A 19,683-nucleotide genomic window follows, 5' to 3' on the forward strand; every position below is an offset into this window, starting at 1 on the left:
GGAAAGGGTGAAAGATAAAATGGATCATCGTATGGAAAACACCGAAGAACAGCAGCCCGAAAAATCAGATGCGAAAGACAGCATTATGAGCAAAATTCAGCAGCTGGGAGAGACATCTCTGCCGCAAATGTCCCAAGATACCAATATTCACTGCCTGACGATCATCGGCCAAATTGAGGGGCACGTCCAGCTCCCGCCGCAAAATAAAACAACCAAATATGAACATGTCATTCCGCAAATCGTCGCCATTGAGCAAAATCCGAAAATCGAAGGACTTCTGATCATCTTAAACACCGTCGGAGGCGATGTGGAAGCGGGGCTTGCGATTGCGGAAATGCTCGCATCCTTATCAAAACCGACCGTCTCAATCGTACTCGGCGGGGGCCACTCCATAGGTGTGCCGATCGCCGTGTCATGTGATCATAGTTTTATCGCGGAGACAGCGACAATGACCATTCACCCCGTTCGGCTTACAGGTCTGGTTATCGGCGTTCCGCAAACGTTTGAATACCTGGATAAAATGCAGGAGCGGGTCGTCAACTTTGTGACCCATCATTCAAATATTTCCGAAGAAAAATTCAAAGAGCTGATGTTTTCAAAAGGAAACTTAACCAGGGACATCGGAACGAACGTAGTCGGCAAAGATGCGGCTGATTACGGATTAATTGATGCCGTGGGCGGCGTCGGACAGGCGATAAAAAAGCTGAATCAGCTGATTGAGGAACGAAAGGGCGAGGAAGGAAGGATGATTCAATGATCCTTTATACCGTCATGCCACAAGAAGTCGTTTACGGTCAGGATATAGAGCAAAGCGTGCATGAACAGGTAGATTACGCCGGCGTGCCGCTGCTGGTTGAGATGAAGGGAAATGAAGCTGAAGTCGTACAGATTTTAAGTACGAACCCGATGGATTTTCTGAATCCGGACATCGCTCCGGGACAAAAAATCAAGCTGAAAATCTAACCGGCATTCAGTCCGTTTCTCGGGGGCAAAATATGCTATAATAGGGGAATCCTACAGAAAAATGCAGCCGGCAAAAGGCTGCTTTTCTTCATGATGTATGATTTTACATTTTTTAACGCAGTAAGGTGATGAGTGTGGCAAAGAAAAAACGGAAATCTAAAAAGAAACAAGAGAGTAAGCTCAATCTAAAATACGAACTAAGCGGACTGCTCTGTGTTGCAATCTCGATTATTGCTGTTTTGCAGCTCGGCGTTGTGGGACAGACATTTGTGTACTTGTTCCGTTTTTTTGCCGGAGAGTGGTTTATTTTATGCTTAATTGCGCTCTTCCTTCTCGGAATTTCGCTGTTTTGGAAAAAGAAGAGTCCAAGCCTTTTAACGAGGAGAAAGGCAGGGTTGTACTGTATTATCGCCAGTATTTTGCTGCTGTCTCACGTGCAGCTCTTTAAAAATCTGTCTCATCACGGGTCGATTCGGTCGGCAAGTGTCATCGGCAACACGTGGGAGCTGTTTATGATTGACATGAAACAGCAGGCTGCTTCCCCTGATTTGGGCGGCGGCATGATCGGCGCGGTGCTGTTTGCAGCTTCCCACTTTTTATTTGCATCAACGGGTTCACAGATCATGGCGATCGTGCTGATCTTAATGGGGCTGATTCTTGTAACGGGGCGTTCACTGCAGGAAACGCTCAAAAAGTGGACGAGCCCCGTCGGCCGGTTTATCCGCGGTCAATGGCAGGCATTTCTTGAGGATATGAAAACGGTCAGAACGAATATGTCTTCGCCGAAAACAAAAACCAAATCGGGCAAAAAACAAAAACGGGTTCAAAAGAGAAAAGAAGTGCCTGAGCCCGAAGAAGAGGATGAGGAAATCATTTCGCCGATCATCCATTCAGAGCCGATTATTTCAAGTTTTTCAGACCGTCAGGAAGAACGCGTCGAACCGCTGATTCCGGAAAAAACGCAGGAGACGGCGCAAACGGCAAAAGATGAGCCTTCCGGCGGCGTTCAAGACAGTGACGAAACGGCTGCGGCTCCGCCGATGACGTTTACAGAGCTTGAAAATAAAGATTATCAAATGCCTTCATTGGACATCCTGGCTGACCCGAAACATACCGGCCAGCAGACCGATAAGAAAAACATTTACGAGAATGCAAGAAAACTCGAACGGACCTTTCAAAGCTTCGGGGTAAAGGCGAAAGTGACCCAAGTTCATCTCGGCCCGGCGGTCACAAAATATGAGGTGTATCCGGACGTCGGGGTCAAAGTCAGTAAAATCGTGAATCTGAGCGATGACCTCGCGCTCGCGCTTGCCGCGAAGGATATCCGGATAGAAGCGCCGATTCCGGGCAAATCAGCAATCGGCATCGAGGTGCCCAATGCTGAAGTTGCGATGGTTTCGTTAAAAGAAGTGCTTGAATCCAAGCTCAATGACAAGCCGGACGCGAAGCTTCTGATCGGCTTGGGACGAAATATTTCCGGGGAAGCCGTGCTTGCCGAACTGAACAAAATGCCCCACCTGCTCGTAGCGGGGGCAACGGGAAGCGGAAAAAGCGTCTGTGTCAACGGTATTATTACGAGCATTCTGATGAGGGCCAAACCGCATGAAGTGAAGATGATGATGATTGACCCGAAAATGGTTGAGCTGAATGTGTATAACGGCATTCCTCATCTGCTTGCGCCGGTCGTGACAGATCCGAAAAAGGCCTCGCAGGCTTTGAAAAAGGTCGTCAATGAGATGGAGCGCCGCTATGAGCTGTTCTCCCATACGGGTACGAGAAATATAGAAGGCTATAACGACCATATTAAGCGGTCAAATGCCGAAGAAGAAGTCAAGCAGCCTGAGCTGCCGTACATCGTCGTCATCGTTGACGAGCTTGCCGATCTGATGATGGTCGCTTCTTCCGACGTGGAAGATTCAATTACGAGACTTTCACAGATGGCGCGGGCGGCGGGAATTCATTTGATTATCGCGACTCAGCGGCCTTCAGTCGATGTCATTACCGGTGTTATTAAAGCCAATATTCCGTCAAGAATTGCCTTCAGTGTCTCATCTCAGACCGATTCACGGACAATTTTAGACATGGGCGGCGCTGAAAAGCTTCTGGGGCGCGGAGACATGCTGTTTCTGCCTGTAGGCGCAAATAAGCCGGTGCGTGTGCAAGGGGCATTCTTATCCGATGAAGAGGTTGAGCATGTCGTCGATCATGTCATTACGCAGCAAAAAGCGCAGTATCAAGAAGAGATGATTCCGGAAGAAGTGTCGGAAACACACAGTGAAGTAACGGATGATCTCTATGACGAGGCGGTCGATTTGATTATCGGCATGCAGACGGCATCAGTCTCCATGCTTCAAAGGCGGTTCAGAATCGGATATACGAGAGCTGCCCGTCTGATTGACGCAATGGAGGAACGGGGCGTCGTCGGGCCGTATGAAGGAAGCAAACCGAGGGAAGTACTATTATCTAAGGAACAATATGATGAGCTCTCTTCTTAAAAAGGAGAGAGTTTTCACTGAAAATGATATCACCAAAATCATTCCTATTTATTTTTTTATTAAAACATGATATAGTTGTCCCAATTGTTCAATAATTTATGAAAGTGGTTTACGGAGGGGAAACATGTCTACAAAAGCTGACAATCGTCACTTGTACCTAAAAGTGATTGAGCGAATCAAAGAGGATATACAAAACGGAATTTACACCGAAAAGGAAAAGCTTCCTTCTGAATTTGAGCTTTCAAAATCTATGGGTGTCAGCCGGGCAACTCTGCGTGAAGCTTTGCGTATCCTTGAAGAGGAGCATGTGATTATCAGAAGGCACGGTGTGGGCACTTTCGTCCATACAAAACCGCTGTTTCTTTCAGGTATTGAACAGCTCAACAGCGTGACGAAAATGATTCAGCAGGCGAACATGGTGCCGGGTACGATTTTTTTGTCGTCTCAGGTCATTACGCCGTCTGATGAAGATATCGCTAGATTCCGGCTTGAGCCTGAGCAGGAGCTTTTTTATTTGGAACGCGTGAGAACGGCAAGCGGCACTCCGGTCGTTTACTGTTTAGATACGATTCCGATGCACATTCTGCCGAATTCTTTCTGTCATGAACAGGAATCTATTTTTGATCTTTTGGAAAAAAACTCCGGGTCTGTGATCAGCTATGCCGTTGCTGATATCGAACCGATCGGATATCACGATACGATTTCACCGGTTTTGGAGTGCGAGCCGGAGACGGCGCTTTTATTGCTGAAGCAAACCCACTATAATCAGAATGATGAACCTGTGCTGTATTCATTAAATTATTTCCGGGCTGATAAGTTCAGTTTTCATGTTGTAAGAAAACGTTTTTAAGACAGACGCGTCATGTGTCTGTTTTTTTATTTGCCGCTTCAATACATACTTTGTTTTCCGCAAGGCACAATAAAACAGGAAACAACCAAGTATAGTGAATGGGTGAATAAGTTGAGTAAGAAGAAAAATGGAACAAAAAATATCATTGCTCTGGCTTCTGTACCGCTCGTGATGACACTCGGGAATTCCATGCTGATTCCTGTGCTTCCGATGATTGAAAAGAAGCTGTCCATATCGTCTTTTCAAGTATCGTTAATTATAACGGTCTATTCGATTGTGGCGATTATTTGTATTCCGATTGCCGGATATTTGTCCGATAAATTCGGAAGAAAAAAGGTTCTTCTGCCTTGTCTTCTCATAGCCGGTGCGGGCGGAGCGCTTGCCGCGATAGCTTCCACCGCGTTCAAGCATCCTTATCCCATTATCTTGGCGGGGCGGGTGCTGCAGGGAATCGGTTCGGCAGGGGCGGCTCCTGTAGTGATGCCGTTTATCGGTGATTTATTCAAAGGGGATGATGAGCGGATTACCGCGGGGCTCGGCGACATTGAGACGTCAAACACGGCCGGGAAAGTATTAAGCCCGATTCTCGGGTCGCTCTTGGCTGCATGGTTTTGGTTTATGCCGTTTTGGTTCATTCCGTTTTTTTCGCTTATCAGTTTTTTTCTCGTATTGTTTTTGGTGGCAAAGCCGGAGAAACAAAAAGAAGCCCCTTCTATTTCCGAGTTTGTAAAAAATGTCGGCCGCATATTTAAGCGTGACGGACGCTGGCTCTTTACGGTATTTATCATCGGCTGCGTGATTATGTTTTTGCTGTTCGGGGTTCTTTTTTATTTATCAGACTCACTGGAGAAGAAATACGGAATTGACGGTGTGGCTAAAGGAGCGCTTTTGGCAATCCCGCTTTTATTTCTATCCGTCAGTTCATATATATCAGGCAGAAAAATCGGGAAAGACCAAGGCAAAATGAAGTTCTGCATCGTTTTCGGAATGAGTGCCGTGACACTGTCGTTTATCGGCCTATGGTGGAATCACAGTTTTTATTTATTATTTATCTTTTTGTGTGTCAGCGGTATCGGTATCGGAATAGCATTACCGGCATTAGACGCTGTCATCACAGAAGGCGTAGACAACGAGGAATCGGGAACCATCACCTCATTTTATAACAGCATGCGGTTTATCGGAGTAGCTGCGGGACCGCCGATCTTTGCTGCCCTGATGTCAAATGCAGGCTGGCTGATTTTTATTTTATCCGCTTTTTGCGGCATTGTGTCTGTATTTTTAGCGCTGTTAAATATCTCATCACAAGCAAAAGAAAAAAAGGAATCATTAAAGACGGTGTAATCTGCACTGTCTTTTTTTATTTTATTTTGAAGATTGACATGATATCGTCAAGTCGTTATCCTTTTTAATAGTTAAACATTTTAACTATTGGAAGGAGGGGGAAAAGATGCATGAAGAAAAAGTAAAGCAGCTGATTCAGCGTTATTCCGATGTATACCTGCACGTCTTAAAAAAAATTGACAGCATTATCGCTGAAAAAGTGAACAAAGAGCTGACATTGGATCAATATTACATACTCCGCTATATTATGCTCAATCCGGATTGCAAATCAATTGAACTGGCCGCGGTGTGCCACGTCAACAAAAGCGCCATTACATCGATGACGAACCGCCTGTATGAAAAAGGCTACATCAATAGAGAACGCAGCCAAAGCGACCGCCGGAGCATACTTTTAAATGTCACGGAAAAGGGGACGGAAGTATTTCACCGTGTGGAGCGGCGGATTGAGGAACTCGTCCGTTCATATATTATGTATTTTGATGAAGACGAGGCGGAGATGTTCGTTAATACATATGAAAAATTATATCGATTGATGATGACAGAGGAGGATCAGCAGACATAATGAAAAACATTATCCGAGCCCGCTGGATCATCGCCGCGGTATGGATCGCCGCAACGGTGATATTTATGCTTACAGCGCCTGATATGGCTGAATTGACACGGGAGAAAGGGCAGATTTCCGTACCGGACGGATATTCCTCTTCTTATGCCCATGAATTGCTTGATGAAATGTCTGATTCAGATGCACCGTCTTCTTCTGCCGTCATCGTATTTCACGAAAAAGGCTTAATGACAGACAAAAAAGATCGTCTGGAAGAAGCCGTCAGCACTTTGTCTGAACAGAAAAAAGCGCTTCAGATTAAAACGGTGACTTCATACTTCGGGGAGAAAAATGACGACATCAAAAAACAGCTGCTGTCAAAAGACAGACAAACGATGCTCGTTCAGCTGCAGCTTGATACATCCAAAAACGATATCCTCGAAATCAAAAATAAAATTGATAAAGAGCTGAAACCGTACGGCGTATCATACGGCATTACAGGCCAGTCGCTGATCGATGAAGATGTGTTAAAAAGCTCACAGGACGGATTGAAAAAGACTGAATATATAACGGTCGCTTTTATCCTGATCGTGCTGATCCTTGTATTCCGGTCAGTGGTCGCTCCGTTTGTGCCGCTTTTATCTGTATTGATATCTTATTTAGTCAGCCAGTCGATTGTCGCATTTTTAGTCGACCAGCTGAATTTTCCGCTCTCAACTTTTACGCAGATTTTCATGGTTGCGATTATGTTCGGAATCGGCACAGACTACTGCATTCTGCTTCTCAGCAGATTTAAAGAAGAACTGTCGCATGGCGCTGATATAAGAGAGGCGATCGTCGTCACCTACAAAACGGCCGGAAAGACGGTTTTGTACAGCGGCGGTGCGGTGCTGATCGGATTTGCCTGCATCGGGTTTGCGACATTTAAGCTGTATCAGTCGGCAGCCGCCGTTGCGGTCGGTGTCGCGGTGCTGCTGCTTGCGCTCATGACGATCGTGCCGTTTTTTATGGCTGTTTTAGGAAAAAGACTGTTTTGGCCCGTTAAGGGTGATATTTCCCATCCTCAAAGCAAAGCTTGGGAAACGGCAGGGCGGTTTTCATTTAAAAGGCCGCTCATCAGTCTTGCAATCGTTGCGGTATTCACCGTCCCGCCTATCCTTCTTTACAAAGGATCGCTATCTTACAACAGCCTTGACGAAATCGGGGATAAATATGAATCCGTCCGCGCGTTTAATACGATTTCTGACGCATTCGGCCCGGGGGAGCTTCTTCCGGCCACAGTCGTCATCAAAAATGATGAGCCTCTAAATACCGAAAAACACCTGATTGATATCGAAAAAATCAGCAGGGAACTTGAAAAAACAGAGGGGGTAAAAACGGTCAGAAGCGCCACGCGCCCTGCCGGAAACGGATTGAATCAATTATTTGTCACAAATCAGGCAAAGCAGCTTCAAGAAGGGCTTGATAAAGGCAATACAGGACTTGAAAAAATCACGGACGGATTAGGGCATGCCGCAAAGTCGTTAGCTGATTCACAGCCGCAGATCGAAGAGTCGGGGAAAAGCGTCAATCAGCTTATTGACGGAACATTGTCTCTGAAATCCGGGCTTTCTGATATAGGAGAAAACCTGAATAAACTGCAGGCTGGCGTGAATGAGAATAAAGCCGGCGTCGCCCAGATGAGAAAGCAGATTGAAGAGCAAAAACAAATGCTGACTTCACAGCTCAAACAAAACAGCGGTCTCGCTTCAGAAACGCAAAATGCTTTAAAATTGGTAAAAACCGTCCTGCCGATGAAAGATGAAGCCAGCAGACAGCTTGCCGATTTGAACAAGCAGCTTGCCCGGCTGCCGTTTGCAAAATTGGAAGCGTCAATACCGTCAGTCAAAACCGATCCCTCTTACAAAGAAATCAAATCGGCCTTTACGGGTGTACAGTCAGCCGTTTCCAAGGCAAACGCGGATGCAGAAGCGTTTTCTAAACAGGTCGACAGTCAAAAGGATCATCTGCAGCAAGCGGAAAAACAATTTGCCCGGCTGGCAGCCGCTCAAAAGAAGATTGACACTCAAATTAACGCAATGATCAACGGTCTGACCAGTATTGAAAACGGTCTGCAGCAAGTGTCAGACGGACAGGGGGCTCTTGCAGGACAAATGCCGCGCCTTGAATCGGCGGCAGGACAGCTCGCGGAGGGCCAGAAAAAAATGAAGAGCGGTCTCGGTGATTTTTCTTCCCGGCTCAGCGATCTTTCTTCAGGCCTTAACGATAGTGTAAAAGGGCTTAAGAAAGTATCAAGCGGCATGATGGGGGCGAATGATTACCTGGGTGAGCTTCACAAGGCCTCAGATAAAGAAATGACAGGCTGGTTTGTGCCGAAAGACGCGTTGACAAACAGTGATTTCACAAGCGTGTTTAATACGTACATGTCAGATGACAGAAAAACGACAGAATTGACCGTCGTTCTTGATAACAATCCTTACTCAAATACGGCCATTCAAGATATTCAAGCGATCAAAGCGAGCGTAAAAAGGGCCATTCCGAACACGGATCTGAAGAATGCCTCTTTCGGCGTTTCGGGAGTCTCCAGCATGAATGCCGATCTGAAAGAAGTATCGGATTCAGACTTCAAACGGACGGCAATGTTTATGCTGGCGGGAATTTTTCTGATTCTCATCATAATGCTGCGCTCTCTCATTATGCCTGTTTATTTAGTGGCGTCGCTCGTACTGACGTATTTCGCATCCATCGGCGTGACGGAATACATCTTTACACACTTCTTCGGGTATCCGGGCGTAAACTGGGCCGTGCCGTTCTTCGGCTTTGTCATTTTGATGGCTCTTGGTGTGGATTATTCCATCTTTTTAATGGACCGCTTTAATGAGCTGAAAAAAGAAGGAACGGAACCCGCAATGATCAGCAGTATGAAAAATATGGGTTCCGTCATCATTTCTGCGGCGATTATTTTAGCGGGAACCTTTGCGGCCATGCTGCCGTCAGGCGTTCTTTCCTTATTACAGATTGCAACCGTGGTATTAACAGGCCTTCTCATGTACGCAATTGTCGTCCTTCCGTTTTTTGTGCCGGTCATGGTGAAAATATTCGGAAGAGCCAACTGGTGGCCTTTCAATTTGAAAAAATAACGTTCAATGCCTCTGCCTGTTTTCGGGCAGAGGTTTTTTGTTTCCTTATAAATCCTCCAGTTGATATAATTACATCTGCGCACTCTTTTTTGCGAATCCTGAAATTTGGCCATAATACATACTATTAAAGAATGAACGAAGGAGGTTTCACATGACTTACGTAAATGAAATGAAGTCAAAGCACGGCGGGATCACCGCCCACATCGTAAAGACTGAGAAATTTAAAACCGTTTCGCTGACGTTTAAAATGCTGGCTCCTTTAACGAAAGAGCTCGTAACAAAAAGGGCGCTGTTTCCGCATGTGCTTCTGCGCGGAACAGAAAGCCGCCCGAAAACCGCTGATCTGCGTTCTTATTTTGATGAGCTGTACGGCACATCCGTTTCAGCTGATCTGACAAAAAAGGGAGAACGTCATGTCATTACGTTCAGACTTGAGATTCCTAACGAAAAGTATCTGAAGGACCGCACACCGTTATTGGAAAAAGGCCTTCAGCTTTTATCAGAGCTTGTCTTTTCGCCCGCTTTGGAAAACGGTGCCTTCCTGCCCCTTTATGTCACGCAGGAAAAACGGACGCTGAAACAGCGGATTCAAGCCGTATATGATGATAAGATGAGATATTCTAATCTGCGTCTCGTTCAGGAAATGTGCAAAAGCGAACCGTATGCCCTTCACGTCAACGGCGAGTTCGATGATGTCGAACACATTACACCGCAAGATTTGTATGAAGCCTATCAAAAAGCCATACGCGAAGATCAGCTGGACCTGTACGTCATCGGCGATGTTGATTCAGATCAGGTGAAAACGGCCGTTGATACGTATTTTAAAACGGAAGAACGGGAGCTGCAGCCTTTTGAAAGAAGCGCGGCGAATGAACAGCCTGATCCGAAGGAAGTCATTGATGAAGAGGACGTCAAGCAGGGCAAGCTGAATATCGGATTCCGGACCAATACGACATATACAGATCCGGATTATCCGGCATTGCAGGTGTTTAACGGGCTGTTCGGGGGTTTCTCTCATTCAAAGCTGTTTATAAATGTCCGTGAAAAAGCAAGCCTCGCCTATTATGCAGCCTCAAGGGTGGAAAGCTTCAAAGGGCTTTTGATGGTCATGTCGGGCATTGAGGTGAAAAATTATAAGCAGGCCGTCACCATTATCGAAGAACAATTTCAGGCTATGCAAAACGGTGACTTTTCAGAGGACGATATCGCCCAAACGAAAGCCGTTATTAAAAACCAAGTGTTAGAAACGATTGATACGGCATACGGCTTAGCGGAATTTCTGTATCAGCAGGCTTCAGCCCAAGTGGAGATACCGATCGAAACTTTCCTCGACAATATCGAGAAAGTGACAAAAGAGGACATTATCAATGTCGGAAAGAACATTAAGCTGGATACGACTTATTTCTTAAAAGGGACGGGGGGAGCATCTTGACTAAACCGATAAATTTCGAACAGCTTCAGGAAACGCTGTATCATGAAAAAATGGCAAACGGCCTTGATGTCTATGTGCTGCCGAAACAGGGTTTTAATAAAACATACGCCGTGTTTACGACAAAGTACGGTTCCATTGACAATCAATTCGTTCCTTTAAATAAGGAAGAAATGGTACACGTGCCTGACGGAATCGCGCATTTTCTGGAACATAAACTGTTTGAAAAAGCGGACGGCGACGTGTTTCAGGACTTCAGTAAGCAGGGGGCGTCGGCAAATGCCTTTACATCATTTACACGAACCGCTTATCTGTTCTCCAGCACTTCTAATGTAGAGAAAAACCTGGAAACACTCGTTGATTTTGTTCAGGACCCGTATTTCACGGAAAAATCAGTTGAAAAAGAAAAAGGCATCATCGGCCAGGAAATCAATATGTATGATGATAATCCGGATTGGCGGCTGTTTTTCGGCCTTATCGAAAATATGTATAAAGACCACCCCGTAAAAATTGACATTGCCGGAACGGTGGAGAGCATCTCTCATATTACGAAAGATCTGCTGTATGAGTGCTACGAAACGTTTTATCATCCGAGCAATATGCTGCTCTTTATCGTCGGCCCCGCAGATCCTGAAGCGATCATCAGCCAGGTGCGGAAAAACCAGGAGAAAAAGCCGTTTACAGACCAGCCTGAAATCAAACGTAAAGAGGTTCAGGAGCAGGAAGCGGTTTTCCGCCGGGAGCAGGAATTAAAAATGAACGTGCAAGGCTCAAAATGTCTTGTCGGTTTAAAGGCGAAAGACCCTTATAAAACGGGGCGGGAGCTGTTGAAGCACGAGCTCAGCATGAACCTCATGCTTGAATGTCTCTTCGGAAAAAGCTCACCGCATTACGGCAACTTGTACGATAAAGGCTACATTGATGAAACCTTCAGCTTTGATTACACGGCTGAATACGGATTCGGCTTTGCCTCTGTCGGAGGAGATACACCGGAGCCGGATAAGCTCGCTGACGAATTAAAACAGATGCTTCTTGATGCAGAATCAGCCGTGACTGCGGAAAAACTTGACCTTGCGAGAAAAAAGAAGATCGGGTCATTTTTAAAAGCGCTCAATTCGCCTGAATACATCGCCAACCAATTCACACGCTACGCCTTTTTAGATATGAGTCTGTTTGATGTCGTAACCGTACTGGAGCAGATCACCCTGGAAGACGTAAAGCGGGTCATTAAAGAAGAAATATCAGAAGACAGGCTGACAGTCTGCAAAGTCGTGCCAAAATCATAACAAAACATCCCTCACGCCCTGAGGGATGTTTTTCTGGGGAAAGAAGGAGTATTGATTGATGAAACAGACAGCGCTCGTAACCGGAGCAAGCGGCGGAATCGGACAAAGTATAAGTGAAGTCCTCGCAAAAAACGGATATGACGTCCTTTTGCATTATCATTCTAATAAGGAAGCCGCAAACAGGCTTGCGGAAAGGCTGAGCGCATCATTCGGCGTAAAAGCCTCCGCTATCCAGGCTGATCTGTCCTCACCGGATGGCGCGGAGACACTCAGCCGTTCCGTTAAGCAGCCTGTGGACGCTCTGATATTAAACAGCGGCAAAAGTCATTTCGGCCTGATTACGGACGTTACGGATGACACGGCGCGGGAGATGGTGCAGCTGCATGTGACGAGTCCGTTTCTTTTGGCGCGTAATCTGGTGCCCGGCATGATCCGGAAAAAATGCGGGGGCATTGTCGCGATCGGTTCCGTCTGGGGAGAAACAGGTGCATCGTGCGAGGTATTATACAGCATGGTCAAAGGAGCGCAGCATTCGTTCGTCAAAGCGCTTGCCAAAGAGCTCGCTCCGAGCGGCGTCCGCGTGAATGCGGTCTCGCCGGGTGCCGTTGATACAAATATGCTTGATCAATTCACGTCTGATGAAAAAGAAGCGTTGGCAGAGGAAATTCCCGCGGGCCGGCTGGCAAAGCCGGAGGAAATCGCCGAAGCGGCGGCCTTTTTATTATCGGACAAGGCTTCCTATATTACGGGGCATATATTATCCGTAAACGGCGGCTGGCACTGCTGAAAAAAATGTGTGTATAGTTTGCATCTGCACGGACAAAATAATTTTGTAACAACAGATGAAATGGAGGAACCCAACATGTCAGTATTAGAAAACTGGGATAATTGGAAGAATTTCCTTGGCGACAGATTGAACTATGCGCAGGAAAAAGGGATGAGTGATGAAACGATCACTGACCTCGCTACAGAAATCGGCGGTTACCTTGCGAACGAAGTCGACTCGAAAAACCATCAGGAAAAAGTGCTTGCTGATCTTTGGAGCGTTGCTTCTCAAGATGAACAGCGCGCCATCGCAAATATGATGGTGAAGCTTGTTGAAAATAACAGCACTCATTAAGAGGGGGGATTTCTCCTCTCTTTTTTTATGTTTTCCTCTATAGAGCAACATTCTTCTTTCTAATTAGAGAAAAATGTTTTATGATAAAGGAAGGTAAAAATTTGCCACAATGGAGGGGGTATATCATTTGGCAAAGCTCGAATGGTATTTTGAATATGAAATTCAAGTGAACCGCCCCGGCCTGCTCGGGGATATTTCATCTCTTCTCGGGATGCTGTCAATTAATATTGTCACAATTAACGGTGTCGACCTTTCCAGAAGGGGAATGCTGCTCAGATGCCGGCATATAGATCAAATTAAACGATTGGAATCAATTTTAAAAACAATGGAGACCATTAAAGTAACGAAGCTGAGAGAACCGAGGCTTCGCGACCGTCTCGCAGTCCGCCACGGAAGATACATTCAGCGTGATGCCGATGACAAAAAAACCTTCCGTTTTGAAAGGGACGAGCTCGGTCTTCTGGTTGACTTTATGGCCGAGCTGTTTAAAAAAGAAGGGCACAAACTGATCGGAATCCGGGGAATGCCGAGGGTCGGAAAGACGGAGTCCATCGTTGCGTCAAGCGTTTGTGCCAGCAAAAGATGGCTTTTCGTATCATCAACGCTGCTAAAACAAACGATCCGGAGCCAGCTGGTTGCCGATGAATACAGCACGGAAAACGTGTTTATCCTCGACGGCATCGTTTCGACAAGACGGGGATCTGAGCGCCATCTTCAGCTCGTCAGTGAAATTATGCGGCTTCCGGCGACAAAGGTCGTGGAGCACCCCGATATTTTTGTTCAAAATTCGGAGTATACGCTCGATGATTTCGATTATATTATCGAACTCAGAAATGATCCTGACGAAGTCATTACATATGAACATGCAGAAGAACCGCAAATGTTTGACCAGACCGGTTTTTCAAGCTTTGATTTTTAATATTGGAAGGTGTTTGTTGTGACAGAATTAGCAATCCGGCTTAAAGAAGCCAGAGAGGAAAAAGGGATGTCATTGGATGAACTCCAGGCGGCGACGAAAATTCAGAAAAGATACTTAACCGCTCTGGAAGAAGGCAATTATGACGTCATTCCCGGCAATTTTTATGTGCGGGCGTTTATCAAGCAGTACGCTGAAGCTGTCGGGCTTGATTCAGATCAGTTATTCGAAGAATATAAAAAAGACATCCCTAAGACGTACCATGACGATGTGTCGGAAAAAATCTCCGGTCTCGCCATGCAAAGGGAGCTTCCTAAGTCCGCTTCAAAGGCGGCGGAATGGCTTCCGACCGTCCTTGTCGTCATCGGTGTCATTATCGTCATCGCGATCATTTATGCGATTATTCAGTTCGGAATGAGCAAATCCGGGCAGACAGACGGAGATAAGGCCGTCACCCAAAGTGAGAGCAAGTATGAGATTCCTAAGGATTCTGCGCTGAAAAACGACGGCAATACAAACGACGAAGCGCAATCTGACAGCAAAAAAGACACAAAAGCGTCAGAGCAGAAAAAGAAAGAAAAAAGCAGTGAAAAGACGGAGATCAAAGCGGCCGGAACGGAAGGCTCGGCTTCTTCATACAACGTCTCCGGGGCAGATAAGTATAAGCTTGAACTGATTGCTTCTGACAGCGCGTGGATCCGCGTCCGTGATGACAGCGGCGGTTCTTTAAAAGAAGGAACGCTGCAAAAAGGCGAAACCTTTAAAAAAGACGTCACGGATCAAAAGCAGATTGAAATCCGCACGGGCTATGCCCCTAACCTGAAAATTAAAATCAACGGAGAGGTTCTGTCCTATGAACTCAATCCGCATGATGTGATGGCGCAGACCATCACAATCAAGATGAAAAAATAAAAGGGGAAAAAGTCATCTGAACGATTAAGATGACTTTTTCTTCACGTCCGAGTACATATTATTGGAGGGGCTTTATGTTTAACTTACCGAATAAAATCACACTGGCAAGAATCGCTTTAATTCCTGTATTTATGATTATCATGCTTGTTCCTTTTCATTGGGGCAGCGTTCATATAGGGGATGAATCGATTCCGGTCGCGCATCTTACGGGAGCTGTTTTGTTCATTATCGCATCAACGACTGACTGGGTGGATGGCTACTACGCCAGAAAACTGAACCTCGTGACAAACTTCGGGAAATTTTTAGATCCGCTGGCTGACAAACTGCTGGTGTCCGCGGCATTAATTACGCTTGTGCAATTTGACCTTGCGCCGGCGTGGATGGTCATCATCATCATCAGCCGCGAATTTGCCGTAACGGGATTAAGACTTGTGCTGGCGGGAACGGGGGAAGTTGTAGCCGCCAATATGCTGGGGAAAATTAAAACATGGGCCCAGATCATCGCTGTTGCCGCGCTTTTGCTGCATAATCTTCCGTTTGAGCTCGTTTCTTTCCCGTTCGGCGATATCGCTTTATGGGTGGCCGTGCTCTTCACAGTCATTTCCGGCTGGGATTATTTTGCGAAGAACTGGGATGCGTTAAAAACATCTAACTAAGGAAGAAGGACTTAAAGATGGAAATAGCAAAAAAAGCAGAAATCATTGCGGTCGGCTCGGAGCTTCTGCTCGGCCAGATCGCCAATACGAACGCGCAGTTTATCAGTAAAGAGCTGGCGGAAATCGGTGTAAACGTGTTTTATCATACCGCTGTCGGTGACAATCCGGAGCGGCTTAAGCAAGTCATCCGCATTGCCGAAGAGCGCTCAGACCTGATTATTTTTTCAGGCGGCCTCGGACCGACCAAGGACGATTTGACGAAAGAAACCATTGCAAACACACTGGGGCGCCCGCTCGTTCTGAATGACGAAGCGTTCCGGTCGATCGAAGAATATTTCGCGAAAACAAAACGGACCATGTCGCCGAATAACCGCAAACAGGCGCTCGTCATTGAGGGCTCGGACGTTTTGGCGAATCATTTCGGCATGGCGCCGGGAATGCTTGCAGAGCACGGCTCAAGGCTTTATATGCTGCTTCCCGGGCCGCCGAGCGAGCTGCGTCCGATGTTTGAAAATGAAGCGAAACCGCTGCTTCTTAAAAAGCTTGGTTCTAATGAGAAAATCGTTTCAACCGTGCTGCGGTTTTTCGGAATCGGTGAATCCCAGCTTGAAGCTGATTTAGAAGATATCATTGACGCGCAGACGAATCCGACGATTGCGCCGCTTGCTGCTGACGGCGAGGTCACGCTGCGTTTAACGGCGAAACATGCTGACGAAAAAGAAACAGAACGGCTTTTAAAAGAAACGGAAGCCGCCATTTTAGAACGTGTCGGTGAATTTTTCTACGGATATGATGATACGTCCCTGGTGAAGGAGCTTTCAAAAGCATGCAGACAAAACAAAATCACGATTTCTTCTGCCGAAAGCTTTACAGGCGGCCTGTTTTCAGAGTGGGTGACTGATTTAAGCGGTGCGTCTCAACTATTTGCAGGAGGCGTTGTCTGCTATTCCGACAGCGTGAAACAGCATGTGCTCGGCGTGAAAGCTGAGACGCTCGCAGAAAGCGGAGCGGTCAGCAAAGAGTGTGCGAAAGAGCTTGCAGCCGGTGTGAGAAAGCTGACCGGAAGCGATATCGGCATCAGCTTTACCGGGGTCGCGGGTCCCGACCCGCAGGAAGGGCATGCGCCGGGCCGCGTCTTTATCGGCATTTCAGCGGAAGGAAAAGAAGAGGTGCACGAATTTCGCTTTGCCGGCTCAAGAACCGGAATCAGAAAGCGCGCCGCTAAATACGGCTGCCATCTCATTTTAAAAATGCTGGATCAAAAATAAAGTTTTAAAGAGCTTTTTTCTCTGATTTTTAAGTTTCATAAGGGAAATTATGCTCTTTTGCAGAAAAGCGAACGCGGAAAAAATCCGAATATGCGTTCGCTTTTTTCTTGGCAAATGCCAGTAAACAAGGTATAGTATATGTAGTGGCAAGATAAAGGAGGAAAAAATAAATGAGTGATCGTCAGGCAGCCTTAGATATGGCTCTTAAGCAAATAGAAAAACAATTCGGCAAAGGTTCCATCATGAAGCTCGGAGAAAAAACGGATACAAGAATTTCAACGGTGCCAAGCGGCTCCCTTGCACTTGATACCGCTCTCGGAATAGGCGGATACCCGCGCGGACGGATTATTGAAGTATACGGACCTGAAAGTTCAGGTAAAACGACTGTAGCGCTTCACGCAATCGCTGAGGTTCAGGAAAAAGGCGGACAGGCCGCATTTATTGATGCTGAGCATGCTCTTGATCCTGTTTACGCGCAAAAGCTCGGTGTCAATATCGAAGAGCTTCTGCTTTCTCAGCCGGATACGGGAGAGCAGGCGCTTGAGATTGCTGAAGCGCTGGTGCGAAGCGGAGCTGTTGATATCGTAGTCGTTGACTCTGTTGCGGCGCTTGTTCCAAAAGCTGAAATTGAAGGTGACATGGGTGATTCACACGTCGGTTTACAGGCGCGTCTTATGTCTCAGGCGCTCCGTAAGCTTTCCGGCGCTATCAATAAATCTAAAACAATCGCAATCTTTATTAACCAGATTCGTGAAAAAGTCGGCGTTATGTTCGGAAATCCGGAGACGACACCGGGCGGCCGCGCGCTGAAATTCTATTCTTCCGTGCGTCTTGAAGTGCGCCGTGCCGAGCAATTAAAGCAGGGCAACGACGTGATGGGGAATAAAACGAGAATTAAAGTCGTAAAAAACAAAGTCGCTCCTCCGTTCCGTACGGCTGAAGTGGACATTATGTACGGTGAAGGAATCTCCAAAGAAGGGGAAATCATCGACCTTGGAACTGAACTGGATATCGTGCAAAAAAGCGGTTCGTGGTATTCTTATGAAGAAGAACGCCTCGGTCAGGGCCGTGAAAACGCCAAGCAGTTCTTAAAAGAAAATAAAGACATCATGCTGATGATTCAGGAACAAATCCGTGAATATTACGGTTTAGACAATAACGGTGTAACGGACAAAGCGGAAGAAGTTCAGGAAGAGATGGAATTAGAAGAATAAAAACACGATCAAAAGAGCGGAATAAGCAATTTCCGCTCTTTTTTTTGTATGTTTCAAAAAAACACTGGCTGTTTCGGAAAATTTTATCTGGAATGTTACAACTTTTTTCACCCTTCACTCGTCTAACATCATGGCGAAAGTTGAAATTATATCTGAGGAGGAAAAAAGATGACGAGCCCCCGCCGCACAAGAATAAATAAAAAAAGAAAGAAGAAGCTGATGAAAACGGGAGGGCTGTTTCTTTTTCTGCTGCTTGTCACTGTTTTTATTATGATCTGGACCGTCACAGCGCATCATCGGGAGAAGGAATCCGTTAAAAACGCTCCCGCCGCTCAATCTGATACTTCAAAAGACCAGACTCAACAGAAAAAAGAAAAGACGCAAAAAGAGAAAACACCTAAATCAATCGATCACAATAAACAGATCAGCAATTACTTGCAACAGATCGGGTTCAGCGGCACAGCAATGATCGTAAAAGATGGAAAAGTTGTGCTGAAAAAAGGCTTTGGCTATGCAGACCGAAAACAAAAAATTAAAAACAATCCGGAGACATCATATTATATCGGTTCTTCACAAAAAGCGTTAATCGCGACGGCTGTCCTGCAGCTTGAAGAAAAAGGGCTGCTGCAGACGAGTGACCCCGTCAGTACATACTTGCCGAATTTTCCTAACGGCACGCGCATCACATTGAAAAACCTGCTCAATCATACGTCCGGCATAAACGGGCATATTGAGGGTCGGGGACCGATTTCTCCAATTGATTTAATCAAGGATATAGAATACCGCGGAATTAAAAGGCAGCCCGGGGTTTGGGATTACAGGGATTCCAACTATTCAGTGCTTGCTTATATCGTATCTCAGGTCAGCGGGGAGTCTTATGAACAATATATAAAAGAACACGTGTTCAAACCGGCCGGAATGAAGCATGCCGGATTTTACAAAACATTTGCTGAAGCCAAATATCCTGCCGTCGGCTACAAAGTCGATGAGAGCGGCAGTCTTGTAACGCCGCACCTTTTGGACTTATCGCAGCTTTACGGGGCGGGCGACATGTATATGAGCGCTGAAGATCTTTATAAATTTGATAAAGCGATCGTAAACGGCACGCTCCTTTCAAAAGAAAGCTTCACAAAAATGTTTACAGCAGGAAGCAGTGCCGCTTACGGGATGGGGTTTTACATTGATCCGGGCAGCTATTCCAATCACGGTGTTATGCCCGGTTACAACATTTTAAACAGCTTCAGCCATTCGGCAAGCAAATATGTCATATTACTGTCAAACATTCAGAATAACGCCAAATTAGGACAGGTAAACAATAGAATTTACCAATTGCTTAACCAGGCGGACTGACAGAGCCGTCATTCACGAAAAGCGGATGAAGGTATGGTATGATATATACATGGGCGGCGATCCGAGCTGAAGGCGAATCGTTAAGCTGGCAAGCTTGACAAGTATTTCCGACACAATTACAATGAAGTTGTAACATTTGTTTTTTTAACATGATTGTTAAACCATTTAAACTTGACAAGGGCATGAGAGACTCATTCCCTGT

Annotated in this window: 17 protein-coding genes; all 17 read left to right on the plus strand. The window is 46.1% G+C overall.

What is annotated here, in order from left to right; all coding sequences use genetic code 11:
• Positions 1–19: 19 nt before the first annotated feature.
• The 17 genes from HAP68_RS08145 (at position 20) to HAP68_RS08225 (ending at position 19,481) form a co-directional block, all read left to right on the plus strand.
• Positions 20–757 carry a ClpP family protease gene (locus HAP68_RS08145; RefSeq protein WP_003154162.1) on the plus strand — a complete coding sequence of 246 codons (738 nt, stop codon included), beginning with the start codon at positions 20–22 and terminating at the stop codon, positions 755–757.
• Positions 754–963: a YlzJ-like family protein gene (locus HAP68_RS08150; RefSeq protein WP_003154161.1), complete on the plus strand. Its 210-nt coding sequence runs from the start codon at positions 754–756 to the stop codon at positions 961–963. Before HAP68_RS08145 ends, HAP68_RS08150 begins: the two co-directional genes overlap by 4 nt.
• 134 nt (positions 964–1,097) lie before the next feature.
• Positions 1,098–3,458 carry an FtsK/SpoIIIE family DNA translocase gene (locus HAP68_RS08155; protein WP_014305017.1) on the plus strand — a complete coding sequence of 787 codons (2,361 nt, stop codon included), beginning with the start codon at positions 1,098–1,100 and terminating at the stop codon, positions 3,456–3,458.
• Between the two features lie 124 nt (positions 3,459–3,582).
• Entirely contained in the window at positions 3,583–4,308 is a 726-nt protein-coding gene (locus HAP68_RS08160) for a GntR family transcriptional regulator (RefSeq protein WP_015388224.1), read from the plus strand.
• Between the two features lie 111 nt (positions 4,309–4,419).
• A complete protein-coding gene (gene bcbE, locus HAP68_RS08165) occupies positions 4,420–5,649 on the plus strand; it encodes a bacillibactin exporter BcbE (RefSeq protein ID WP_003154158.1) in 1,230 nt (409 codons plus the stop codon).
• 106 nt (positions 5,650–5,755) lie between these two features.
• Entirely contained in the window at positions 5,756–6,211 is a 456-nt protein-coding gene (locus tag HAP68_RS08170; protein WP_003154157.1) for a MarR family winged helix-turn-helix transcriptional regulator, read from the plus strand.
• Positions 6,211–9,330: an MMPL family transporter gene (locus HAP68_RS08175; protein ID WP_024085304.1), complete on the plus strand. Its 3,120-nt coding sequence runs from the start codon at positions 6,211–6,213 to the stop codon at positions 9,328–9,330. The genes HAP68_RS08170 and HAP68_RS08175 overlap by 1 nt, the downstream gene beginning before the upstream one ends.
• A 151-nt stretch (positions 9,331–9,481) precedes the next feature.
• Positions 9,482–10,762 carry an EF-P 5-aminopentanol modification-associated protein YfmF gene (gene yfmF / locus HAP68_RS08180; RefSeq protein ID WP_014305019.1) on the plus strand — a complete coding sequence of 427 codons (1,281 nt, stop codon included), beginning with the start codon at positions 9,482–9,484 and terminating at the stop codon, positions 10,760–10,762.
• Positions 10,759–12,045, plus strand: coding sequence for an EF-P 5-aminopentanol modification-associated protein YfmH (yfmH, locus tag HAP68_RS08185; protein ID WP_014305020.1), 1,287 nt, complete (start codon positions 10,759–10,761; stop codon positions 12,043–12,045). The genes yfmF and yfmH overlap by 4 nt, the downstream gene beginning before the upstream one ends.
• A gap of 58 nt (positions 12,046–12,103) precedes the next feature.
• Complete coding sequence (ymfI, locus tag HAP68_RS08190; RefSeq protein WP_014305021.1) at positions 12,104–12,832, plus strand: elongation factor P 5-aminopentanone reductase; 729 nt, start codon at positions 12,104–12,106, stop codon at positions 12,830–12,832.
• Positions 12,833–12,907: 75 nt separating this feature from the next.
• Complete coding sequence (locus HAP68_RS08195; RefSeq protein ID WP_024085305.1) at positions 12,908–13,165, plus strand: DUF3243 domain-containing protein; 258 nt, start codon at positions 12,908–12,910, stop codon at positions 13,163–13,165.
• Between the two features lie 127 nt (positions 13,166–13,292).
• Entirely contained in the window at positions 13,293–14,084 is a 792-nt protein-coding gene (locus HAP68_RS08200) for a DUF3388 domain-containing protein (protein ID WP_003154149.1), read from the plus strand.
• Between the two features lie 18 nt (positions 14,085–14,102).
• Positions 14,103–14,993: a helix-turn-helix domain-containing protein gene (locus HAP68_RS08205; RefSeq protein ID WP_024085306.1), complete on the plus strand. Its 891-nt coding sequence runs from the start codon at positions 14,103–14,105 to the stop codon at positions 14,991–14,993.
• A gap of 74 nt (positions 14,994–15,067) precedes the next feature.
• A complete protein-coding gene (pgsA, locus tag HAP68_RS08210; RefSeq protein WP_003154147.1) occupies positions 15,068–15,649 on the plus strand; it encodes a CDP-diacylglycerol--glycerol-3-phosphate 3-phosphatidyltransferase in 582 nt (193 codons plus the stop codon).
• 17 nt (positions 15,650–15,666) lie between these two features.
• A complete protein-coding gene (locus tag HAP68_RS08215; protein WP_024085307.1) occupies positions 15,667–16,917 on the plus strand; it encodes a competence/damage-inducible protein A in 1,251 nt (416 codons plus the stop codon).
• Positions 16,918–17,087: 170 nt separating this feature from the next.
• Positions 17,088–18,131 carry a recombinase RecA gene (gene recA, locus HAP68_RS08220; protein WP_003154145.1) on the plus strand — a complete coding sequence of 348 codons (1,044 nt, stop codon included), beginning with the start codon at positions 17,088–17,090 and terminating at the stop codon, positions 18,129–18,131.
• 168 nt (positions 18,132–18,299) lie between these two features.
• The gene (locus HAP68_RS08225; RefSeq protein WP_003154142.1) at positions 18,300–19,481 is read left to right on the plus strand and encodes a serine hydrolase domain-containing protein; all 1,182 of its coding nucleotides are present in this window, start codon (positions 18,300–18,302) and stop codon (positions 19,479–19,481) included.
• Positions 19,482–19,683: the final 202 nt, after the last annotated feature.

The sequence above is a fragment of the Bacillus sp. Bvel1 genome (assembly GCF_014872755.1).
GTDB classification, from domain to species: Bacteria; Bacillota; Bacilli; order Bacillales; family Bacillaceae; genus Bacillus; species Bacillus velezensis.

Coding starts and splice junctions, on each gene's coding strand:
- HAP68_RS08145 (WP_003154162.1), top strand. CDS start 20: ATGGATCATCGTATGGAAAACACCGAAGAACAGCAGCCCGAAAAATCA.
- HAP68_RS08150 (WP_003154161.1), top strand. CDS start 754: ATGATCCTTTATACCGTCATGCCACAAGAAGTCGTTTACGGTCAGGAT.
- HAP68_RS08160 (WP_015388224.1), top strand. CDS start 3,583: ATGTCTACAAAAGCTGACAATCGTCACTTGTACCTAAAAGTGATTGAG.
- HAP68_RS08170 (WP_003154157.1), top strand. CDS start 5,756: ATGCATGAAGAAAAAGTAAAGCAGCTGATTCAGCGTTATTCCGATGTA.
- HAP68_RS08175 (WP_024085304.1), top strand. CDS start 6,211: ATGAAAAACATTATCCGAGCCCGCTGGATCATCGCCGCGGTATGGATC.
- yfmF (WP_014305019.1), top strand. CDS start 9,482: ATGACTTACGTAAATGAAATGAAGTCAAAGCACGGCGGGATCACCGCC.
- ymfI (WP_014305021.1), top strand. CDS start 12,104: ATGAAACAGACAGCGCTCGTAACCGGAGCAAGCGGCGGAATCGGACAA.
- HAP68_RS08195 (WP_024085305.1), top strand. CDS start 12,908: ATGTCAGTATTAGAAAACTGGGATAATTGGAAGAATTTCCTTGGCGAC.
- pgsA (WP_003154147.1), top strand. CDS start 15,068: ATGTTTAACTTACCGAATAAAATCACACTGGCAAGAATCGCTTTAATT.
- HAP68_RS08215 (WP_024085307.1), top strand. CDS start 15,667: ATGGAAATAGCAAAAAAAGCAGAAATCATTGCGGTCGGCTCGGAGCTT.
- recA (WP_003154145.1), top strand. CDS start 17,088: ATGAGTGATCGTCAGGCAGCCTTAGATATGGCTCTTAAGCAAATAGAA.
- HAP68_RS08225 (WP_003154142.1), top strand. CDS start 18,300: ATGACGAGCCCCCGCCGCACAAGAATAAATAAAAAAAGAAAGAAGAAG.